Source organism: Acinetobacter sp. AL9, from assembly GCF_041464035.1.
GTDB classification, from domain to species: Bacteria; Pseudomonadota; Gammaproteobacteria; order Pseudomonadales; family Moraxellaceae; genus Acinetobacter; species Acinetobacter towneri.
Genome location: NZ_JAYFSK010000321.1, coordinates 1 through 202 on the forward strand (window position 1 = coordinate 1; position 202 = coordinate 202).

Sequence of the window (202 nt, forward strand, 5' to 3'; positions counted from 1 at the left end):
ATAGATCACCGCCTGAACTGGATTGTACTGTGTAGTGGCATAGGCCCAGACATAACCTTTCTTCGGTTTTTTATCATTCTCACCCATCCGCATGATGGTGACCGGTGTTTCATCTGCATGCAGCACCTGCTGTTGTAGTACCACCTCTTTTAAGGCATTGGCCAGAGGCTCCAGTTCTACACCGCAGCGACCTATCCAGTCA

The 202-nt window shown here is 49.5% G+C and carries 1 protein-coding gene; it reads right to left on the bottom strand.

The features are described 5' to 3' along the window. Positions 1–202, bottom strand: a 202-nt coding sequence (locus tag ACEO2X_RS14895; RefSeq protein WP_371972234.1) for a transposase, incomplete at both ends; no start/stop codon positions are given.